Here is a 9,650-nt window from a genome sequence, read left to right on the forward strand (position 1 = left end):
CCGAGGGTCAGCGAGCGGCGCGATCCGGCCGGCGCGGCGACAGTGACCACACGTTAACGACGACCCCCGACAGAACCGGCGTCCGGCCAGCGCAGCGCGTCGTCGCGGAGCACCGCGTGCGCGCCGACGCTCTGGTTGACGATCTGCGTCACCCGCACGTCGACGGCGATGCTGGCCAGCGCCACCGCGTCCGGGCGGCTGAGGCCGTGCAGTCGCTGCATCAGGGTCAGCATCGAGTCCAGGGCGGTGAACGTGGCGTCGTCGAGGGTGGCGCCGACGCCCATGGTCAGCCACGCGTCGGGGGTACGGGCCACCGGGCCGGTGACCGGGAAGTCGTCGCGGACGTCGATGGTCAACGTCACCTCGTCCATCGGACACTCGATCGCGGTGCCGCCGACCTCGCCGTCACCCTGTACGGCGTGCCCGTCCCCGACGGAGAAGAGCGCGTCGTCCACCGGGATCGGCAGCAGCAGGGTGGTGCCGGCGGTGAGGTCCCGGCAGTCCAGATTGCCGCCCCACGGGCGCGGTGGGGTCGTCGAGTGCAACCCCGGCTCGGCGGGCGGCATGCCGAGCACTCCCATGAAGGGTCGCAGCGGAACAGCGTGCCCGTGCTGGTTGCGGCCGGTCATCGTCACCGGGTCCAGCGTCCAGGCGTGCACCACCTGGTGATCCTGCACGCCGTAGTGCTTGTTGAACTCGCTCGGCCAACCGCCGGCCACTGTGGTTCCCCAGCTGCCCGGGACGACCGCGTCGATGCGTACCGCGAGGGTCTGACCAGCGCGCGCACCGCGGACCGCGACCGGACCGATCAACGCGTGTCCGTAATCGGGGCGGTGCTGCGGCACCCGGGGCCGGTCCCGGTTCGGCCCGCCGGGGTACGGGCCGGCGGACCACCAGCAGTCCAGGGTGCGACAGGTGACGGTGTCGCCGGGGTCGATGGTGAGCACGGGCGGGAGATCGGGGGAGAAGTGGCCGTGCAGGCTCTCACTCCCCGGGGTGAGGGTGTGTCGCATCTGTGCAGGCTAGTGGCAGCTGGTCCGCGCGCCGGATCGCCAGGTGCGCGGTGGGTGCCGGGCGCACCCACCGCGCACGACTCAACCTGGGCGATGTCAACCCGAGGTGCAGGAGCGGATCTGTGGGCGGGCGCTGCTGTTGCCGTTGGTCATCGTGGTGAAGCCGAAGGTGTTGCCACTGCCGTTGGACCGCATGGTCATGACCGTCCCGCTGCTGTCCCAGGTGGCCGTGCCGTTCCAGACGGTGGAGATCCGCTGCGGCGAGGTGATGGCCACGACCACGGTCCACGTGCTGGCGCCGCTGACCGTCACTGACGTGTTGTACCTGTCGCCCCAGACGTTGGGGGTCGTGGCGGTCGCTGTGCAGGTGCCGCCGGAGGGCGGCGGGGTGGTCGGCGGTGGGGTGGTCGGCGGGGTCGTGCCGTCCGGCGCGACCGCGCGGCCGGTGGACGGCGAGATCATGCCGGGGCACAGGTTGCGGCTGGTCAGGTTGGCCATGATCTGGGGGATGGCGTCGCGGGTGTTCTGGATCCCGTCGTGCATCAGGATGACCTGACCGGCCTGGAGTCGACTCGCGTTGGACACGATCTGGCTGACGCTGGCGCCGTTCCAGTCCTGCGAGTCCACGTCCCAGATCACCTGGCGCATGCCCAGCGACGACGCCACCGACTGCAGGGTCGAGTTGGTCTCGCCGTACGGGGGCCGGAACAGCACCGGCCGGCTGCCGGTCGCCGACTGGATCGCCGAGCTGGTCTGGGACAGGTCCGACTGCATCTGGGACTGGCTCATCGAGGTCATGTGGGCGTGGTTCCAGCTGTGGTTGGCGACCCACATGCCGGCGGCCACCTGTGCCTGTGCGGCCGACCCGTTGTTCTGGACGTTCTGCCCGACGTTGAACATCGTGGCCCGTACGCCGTTGTTGCGCAGCACGTTGAGCAGCGCGTTGGTGCTGCCGGTCGGGCCGTCGTCGAAGGTGAGGCCGACGTAACCGTTGCAGGTGGCGGCGCTCGACGGGGTCGAGGTGGCGGCGAGGACGACGCCGCACATGGCGACCGCGGTGGCGAGGACGGCGAGCGCCGCGCGCAACCGCCTCGACCACAGGGCCGTGCGGGGGAGAAGTCTGCTCATCTGGTGCCCCTTCTCGCAGACCCGGACGGCGGACGGCGCAGTCCGGACAGGTGTGGTGGTGGGTGGATCGCGGCCTGCTGTCGCATCGACCTCAGTGGATCGGAGTATTACAGCGAGAATTCGAACACGTCAACAAGTTCCGGAATCACTCCGGAACAGGGCAGGGCGGCTCGTGGGGCATGCACGTGCCGTGGCCAGTTGTGACTGCGCTGACGTTGATCTGCCGGGGAGTCGATCGACGCAAACCGCAGCATTGGAGAGAAGCGTGATCCGGAAATTCATCGGAAGTATCGGCGGCCGGCCACGGAGTTGCCGTAGTCCGAGGGCGATGGATTAGTAAAGACTGTGAACAGATGATGTTAGAGTCACTTGCGTCGATATCCGGCTCGGATCTCGGGCCACTGGGGCCCGAGGAAGGAGCAACCACATGACAAGACTCCGCGCGCTGGTCGCGCTGGCCGCGTTGATCGTCGCCGGCGGACTGGTCGCGATCATCCCGGCCACCGCCGCGTCAGCGGCGGCCTGCTCGGCGTCGTGGCAGGCCTCGGCCGTCTACTGGGGAGACGCGCAGGTCTCCCACAACGGCCGCAACTACCGGGCGAAGTGGTGGACCCAGAACGAGGCCCCGCCGGGTACGACCGGCGTCTGGGAGGACCTCGGCGCGTGCGGAGGCGGCACCACGCCACCCACCGGGGGGACCTGCGCCTACCCCAACTGGGCCGCCGGGACGTGGTACGCCACCGGGGCGATCGTGCGGTACACCAACGGCCTCTACTACATCGCCGAGCACGACAATCCCGGGTACGACCCCGTTGTCAGCACCTGGTACTGGGAGCCGTACACCTGTGGTGGCCAACCACCGACCACCCCGCCGCCCACCGACCCGGGGGGCTTCGTGGTCACCGAGGCCCAGTTCAACCAGATGTTCCCGGGTCGCAACTCCTTCTACACCTACTCCGGTCTCATCGCCGCGCTCAGCGCCTACCCGGCGTTCGCGAAGAGCGGCAGTGCCACCGTCCAGCGGCAGGAGGCCGCGGCCTTCCTGGCGAACGTCTACCACGAGACCGGCGGGCTCGTGCACATCGTCGAGCAGAACACCGCCAACTACCCGCACTACTGCGACCCCGGCCAGTCCTACGGGTGTCCCGCCGGGCAGGCCGCCTACTACGGGCGGGGGCCGATCCAGCTCAGTTGGAACTTCAACTACAACGCCGCTGGCAACGCGCTCAACCTGCCGCTGCTGACCAACCCGTGGCTGGTGCAGACCGACGCCGCGGTGGCCTGGAAGACCGGTATCTGGTACTGGATGACCCAGAACGGGCCGGGCACCATGACCGCCCACAATGCGATGGTCAACGGCGCCGGGTTCGGTCAGACCATCCGCAGCATCAACGGCTCGATCGAGTGCAACGGCGGGAACCCCGCCCAGGTGCAGAGCCGCGTCACCAGGTACCAGCAGTTCGTCGGCATCCTCGGCGTGTCCGCCGGAGCCAACCTCTACTGCTGATCGGTGCCCGGGCCTCGGCGTACGTCATCCGACGGCGTCGAGGCCCGGCACGTCGGCGCCCGGGCCCGGTGCGGGCGGCTGCCGTTTCGGCGCGGCCAACCCGTTGACACGGCCGTGTCGCGCCCGGAACTATCAGCGGCAGTCCACAGGCCCGACTCCCGTTGCTCACGAACTCACATGACAACGATGTCAGGGCTCGGCCCACCACCCGCTCCACACTGCCCAGACGTTCGACGAACTCGACCCGGTTCGAGTCGAAAGGCTCCGTCCCTCATGTCGCACACCCCCCTTGCGCGTCCACTCTCGCGCCGCCTGATCGCGGCGACGACAACAGCCCTGCTACCCCTGGGCCTGCTCGTCGCCACGCCCCCGGCGAACGCCGCCCCCACCCCCGCCACCCCCGGCAACTTCACCTCCTCGTTCGAGTCCGCCGACCCGCAGCCCGCCACCAGCACCGTCGAGGTCGGCCCCAACGGAAAGCCCGTGCAGGCCAACCTCAGCGGCAAGGTCGCCACCCTGCCGGGCAGCCTGCTCGGCCAGGTCAGCGCCGTGACCGCGAGCGACGAGAACAAGCCGCGCGAGGTCGCCGCGAACCTCGCCGACGACGACCCGTCGACCAAGTGGCTCGTGTTCGCGTCCAGCGGCTGGGTGACCTACCAGCTCGCCAAGCCGGCGACAGTGCGGCGCTACTCGCTGACCGCTGCCAACGACGCGCCGACCCGCGACCCGAAGGACTTCGTCGTCCAGGGGTCGAACGACGGCAGCACCTGGACCGACCTGGACAAGCGCGCCGGCGAGAAGTTCAGCGGACGCTTCGCCACCAACACGTACAGCTTCACCAACCCGGACGCCTACGGCTTCTACCGGCTCAACGTCACCGCGAACTCCGGTGACTCGCTCGTGCAGCTCGCCGACTGGAACATCAGCGACGGCTCGGACGTCCGCCCGCCGGCTACCCCCATGGTCAGCGAGGCGACCGCCGGCCCGAACGGCGGCTACACCACGAAGCCGGACGTCGGGTTCACCGGACTGGCCGCGCTGCGCTACTCCGGCGGCGCCGAGGGCAACGGCCGGTCGTACGCGACGAACAAGCTCTTCGACGTCAGCATCCCGGTCGGGCCGAAGACCCGACTGTCGTACAAGATCTTCCCCGAGTTCACCGGCGGGGACGGTCGGTACCCGTCCACGTACACCGCCGTCGACCTGCACTTCACCGACGGCAGTTACCTGAGTGGCCGCTCGGCCGCCGACCAGCACGGCTACCCGCTCACGGGCGCCGGTCAGGGCGCCTCGAAGGTGCTCTTCGCCGACCAGTGGAACCTGGTGCAGGCCGACCTGGGCACCGTCGCACGCGGCAAGACGATCGACCGCATCCTGCTCGCGTACGACAATCCGCAGGCCACCGGGGAGACCCGGTTCCAGGGTTGGCTCGACGACATCGAGCTGACCGCCGCGCCGGCGTCGATCGACGGCTCGAAGCTCACCAACTACGTCGACACCCGACGCGGCACCAACTCGACGGGCGGCTTCTCGCGCGGCAACAACCTGCCGATCACCGCCGTACCGAACGGGTTCAACTTCTTCACCCCGGTGACCGACGCGACGTCCGACTCGTGGGAGTACGAGTACCACCGGAAGAACAACGAGGCCAACCTGCCCATGCTCCAGGGCCTCGCGATCTCCCACGAGCCCAGCCCCTGGATGGGTGACCGCAACCAGATGTCGGTCATGCCAGTCGTCGGTGGCGGGTCGCTCACCGGTCAGCCGGCCAGTCGTGCGCTCGCCTTCACCCACGACGACGAGACGGCGCAGCCGGACCTCTACCGGGTCGCGCTCCAGAACGGCCTGGTCGCGGAGATGTCGCCCACCGACCACGCCGGGATAATGCGGTTCACCTTCCCCACCGGGCAGCCGACCGGAAGCCTCGTCTTCCACAACGGCACGTTCACCATCGGCACGGACGGCACGTTCACCGGTTGGGTCGACAACGGCAGCGGCCTGTCGGCCGGTCGGAGCCGGATGTTCGTCTCCGGCACCTTCGACCGGGCGCCCACGGCGTCCGCCGCGACCTCGGCCACCTTCGACATCTCCGGGTCGCGGGAGGTGACGATGCGCCTCGCCACGTCGTTCCTCTCCGTCGACCAGGCCCGCCGCAACCTCGACCTTGAGGTCACCGGCAAGAGCTTCGACCAGATCCACGCCGCCGCCACGGCCGCCTGGAAGGACCGGCTCGGCCGGGTCGAGGTGCGGGGCGCCACCGAGGCGCAGCTCGTCACCATGTACTCGAACCTGTACCGGCTGAACCTCTACCCGAACTCGCAGTCGGAGAACACCGGCACCGCCGCCGCGCCGCGCTGGCAGTACGCGAGCCCGGTCTCGGCGCCGACCGGCGCGGCGACCCCCACCCGGACGGGCGCGAAGATCGTCGACGGGCAGATCTACGTCAACAACGGCTTCTGGGACACCTACCGCACCGTGTGGCCCGCCTACGCGCTGCTGTACCCGGACGTCGCCGCCAGGATCTCCGACGGGTTCGTCCAGCACTACCGCGACGGCGGCTGGATCGCCCGCTGGTCGTCCCCCGGCTACGCCGACCTGATGACCGGCACCAGCGCGAACGTTGCACTGGCCCAGGCGTACCTCACCGGGGTCAAGCTGCCCGACCCGCTCGCGGCGTACGACGCGGCCGTCAAGGACGCGACCGTCGCGTCCGGGCGCAGCGCGGTCGGGCGTAAGGGCATCGAGAGCTCCCTGTTCCTCGGCTACACGCCGACGTCCACCGGGGAGTCGGTGTCCTGGGCGCTGGAGGGCTACATCAACGACTTCGGCATCGGCAACATGGGCGCGGCGCTCGCCAAGGACCCGGCCACGCCGAAGTCGGAACGTGCCCGGCTCACGGAGGAGTCGCGGTACTTCCTGGAGCGGGCCCGCAACTACGTCCACCTCTTCGACCCGAAGACGAAGCTCTTCCAGGGCCGCGACGCCGCCGGCAACTTCCTCGCCGGTGACCCACTGGACTGGGGTGGCGTCTACACCGAGACCAACGGGTGGAACTTTGCGTTCACCGCCCAGCAGGACGGTCAGGGCCTGATCAACCTGTACGGCGGGCAGAAGGCGCTGCGGGACAAGCTCGACGCGTTCTTCACGACTCCGGAGAACGCCGACCGCCCCGGTGGGTACGGCGGCGTCATCCACGAGATGCTCGAAGCGCGCGCGGTGCGGATGGGTCAGCTCGGCATGAGCAACCAGCCGTCGCACCACATCCCGTACATGTACAACGTCGCCGGCGCACCCGCCAGGACCCAGGAGACGGTGCGGGAGATCCTGCGGCGTCTCTACGTCGGCAGTGAGATCGGCCAGGGCTACCTGGGCGACGAGGACAACGGCGAGATGTCGTCGTGGTACATCCTCAGCTCGCTGGGCATCTACCCGTTGCAGGCCGGGTCGTCCGAGTGGGCGATCGGCTCGCCGCAGTTCACCAGGATGACAGTGCGCCGCAGCAGCGGCGACATCGTCGTCAACGCGCCGAACAACAGCGCGGCGAACGTCTACGTGCAGGGCGTCTCGGTCAACGGCAAAAAGCAGCGCGGCCTGTCACTGGATGTCGCGACGCTCGCCAAGGGCGGCACCATCGACTTCCAGATGGGATCCAAGCCGTCGTCGTGGGGCAGTGGCAAGAACGACGCCCCGCCGTCGCTCACCAAGGGCGACGAGGCGCCCAAGCCGTTGCAGGACGTCACCGGCCCCGGTCTCGGCACCGCGACCGCGACCGGCGGTCAGGACGCGTCGAAGCTGTTCGACGACTCGTCGACCACGCAGCTGACCTTCGCCTCGGCGACCCCGCAGATCACCTGGGCCTTCCGTGGTGGCAAGCAGAAGCCGAAGTACTACACGGTCACGTCCGGGGCCGCTGCCGGCGATCCGGCGGACTGGCGTCTGCAGGGCTCCAACGACGGCCTCACCTGGACCACAGTGGACTCCCGTGCCGGTCAGGTGTTCCCGTGGCGCAACCAGACCCGCCCGTACTCGATCGACAAACCGGGGCGGTTCGCGCAGTTCCGCCTCGCCGTCACGAAGACCGTCGGCGCCGCGCAGACCACCCTCGCCGAGGTCGAGCTGCTCGCCGGCGGTGACCTCGACCTCGGGGGCGGCGACATCACCGTCACCGCGGCGGACGGCGTGCACGCGACCACCGGCGTACCCGTCTCGGTGCCGCTGGCCACCGTCACCGGCGGCGACGCCGGTGGCTACCAGGCCACCATCGACTGGGGTGACGGCACGCCGGCCACCGAGGGCACCGTGACGTTGAGCTCGCGGGCCGTCTACCGCATCGGTGGGTCGCACACCTACACCACGCCCGGCTACCACCAGGCGAACGTCACGGTGACCGACGGCGAGACCCAGAGCTCCACGACGGTCGGCGTCGAGGTGGCGTACGCCCCGGCCTCCGGTCTCACCGCCGCCTTCGACAGCGTCTGCGTCGGCGACGAAGGCACCCTGGCCGCGGACTGTGACGCCAAGTCCTGGGCCTACTCGCGGGCCGCCCTGGCAGCCGGTGGTGCCACCCAGGGCCAGGCCCAGCAGGTTCCCGGAACCGCGCTGCGGTTCACAGTGCCGGTGATCCCGGCCGGGCAGCCGGACAACGCCACCGGCAACGGGGCGAGCGTCGTCCTCGACCTTCCGGAGGACGCGAAGAGCATCTCGTTCATCGGCGCCGGAACGCAGGGCAACCAGAGCACCACCGGCACGGCGACGTTCAGCGACGGCAGCACGGCCAGCATTCCGATCCAGTTGAGCGACTGGACGCTGGGCGGCAACGCCAACGGCACGCCGTCCTACGGCAACGTCATCGTCACCCGGACGGCGTACCGGTTGCAGGGCACGAGCCGCGACGGCGCCCAGCCGTTCCTCTTCGCCACCGCGCCGTACCAGATTCCGGCGGGCAAGACGCTGGTGTCGGTGACCCTGCCGACGCAGACCGGTGACCCCCGCTCGGCGGGTCGGATCCACGTGTTCGCCGTGGCCAACGACGGCACGCCCGCCACGGCGCTGACGACCGCCGCCCCGAAGAACCAGACGGCCACCGCCGGGCAGGCCCTCGCGGCGAACCTCGGTGCGGTGACCGGCGGCGTTCCCGGTACGACGGGCTACCGCGCCCGCGTCCAGTGGGGTGACGGCACGGTTCCGGACGACGTGACGATCGGCGCGTCGGGTGCGATGAGCGGCCAGCACACCTACGCACGGGAGGGCACCTACACGGTGCGCGTCACCGCGTGGGACACGCTGTCGAGCAGCACCGAATCCTTCACCGTGACCGTGGCTCGGGGCGGATCGCAGCCGGCGATCGCGCTGTCCGCGTCCGGCGCCGTCACCACCGGCGGCGCGATCACCGTCACCGGCAGCGGTTTCGCCGCCGGCGAGCAGGTGACCGTCAACGTCGGCACCGACCCGGGCCGGACCATGAAGGTCGCGGCCTCCGCGACGGGAACGGTCCGCGCTTCGGTGCCGACCTCCGGTGACGCGCAACCCGGCCGGTACGCCGTCACCGCGACGGGCGCGTCCTCGCGTACGCCGGCCACGGCCACCGTCCAGGTGACCGGGGAGCCGCAGGCGCGGACCTACCAGCCGCGGGTTTCGCTGTTGACCACCTCGGGCCCGCGCGGCACGTCGATCATGGTCGACGGTTCCGGGTTCGCGCCGAACGAGGTGGTCACGATCGCCTTCGGGACCGGACTGGCGGTCAGCACCGTGCGTGCGAACGGTGACGGCGTCATCTCCGGCGCGACGGTCAGCGTTCCGGGCGCGGCGAAGGCGGGCGCGACCAGCGTCACGCTGAACGGCGCCACGTCGGCCGCCGAGGTGTCCCGACCGTTCACCGTCACCGGCTAGCACCGAGCCGGGACAACGCAGCGTGGGGCGGGCCGTGATCACGGCCACTGCGCATGAGCCAGTTGGCGCAGGCCACGGCGTGCGAGAGCCGACTGCGGGACGACCCCGCGGCC

At 70.1% G+C, this 9,650-nt stretch carries 4 protein-coding genes; 2 read left to right on the plus strand and 2 right to left on the minus strand.

The genetic code is table 11. The features are described from left to right. Window positions 1-53: 53 nt before the first annotated feature. The gene (locus AB0B68_RS16945) at window positions 54-1,013 is read right to left on the minus strand and encodes an acetamidase/formamidase family protein (RefSeq protein WP_357208435.1); all 960 of its coding nucleotides are present in this window, start codon (window positions 1,011-1,013) and stop codon (window positions 54-56) included. A gap of 96 nt (window positions 1,014-1,109) precedes the next feature. Next, entirely contained in the window at window positions 1,110-2,141 is a 1,032-nt protein-coding gene (locus AB0B68_RS16950; protein WP_357208574.1) for a polysaccharide deacetylase family protein, read from the minus strand. 427 nt (window positions 2,142-2,568) lie between these two features. Here AB0B68_RS16950 and AB0B68_RS16955 point away from each other — a divergent pair, with 427 nt between their 5' ends. Together AB0B68_RS16955 and AB0B68_RS16960 are read left to right on the plus strand one after the other, a co-directional pair. After that, on the plus strand, window positions 2,569-3,648 hold the full coding sequence (locus AB0B68_RS16955; protein ID WP_357260861.1) for a glycoside hydrolase family 19 protein: 1,080 nt from the start codon (window positions 2,569-2,571) through the stop codon (window positions 3,646-3,648). A 273-nt stretch (window positions 3,649-3,921) separates the two neighbouring features. After that, entirely contained in the window at window positions 3,922-9,537 is a 5,616-nt protein-coding gene (locus AB0B68_RS16960) for a GH92 family glycosyl hydrolase (RefSeq protein WP_357260864.1), read from the plus strand. Window positions 9,538-9,650: the final 113 nt, after the last annotated feature.

The sequence above is a fragment of the Micromonospora sp. NPDC049049 genome, assembly GCF_040649115.1.
In the GTDB taxonomy this organism is placed as follows: domain Bacteria; phylum Actinomycetota; class Actinomycetes; order Mycobacteriales; family Micromonosporaceae; genus Micromonospora.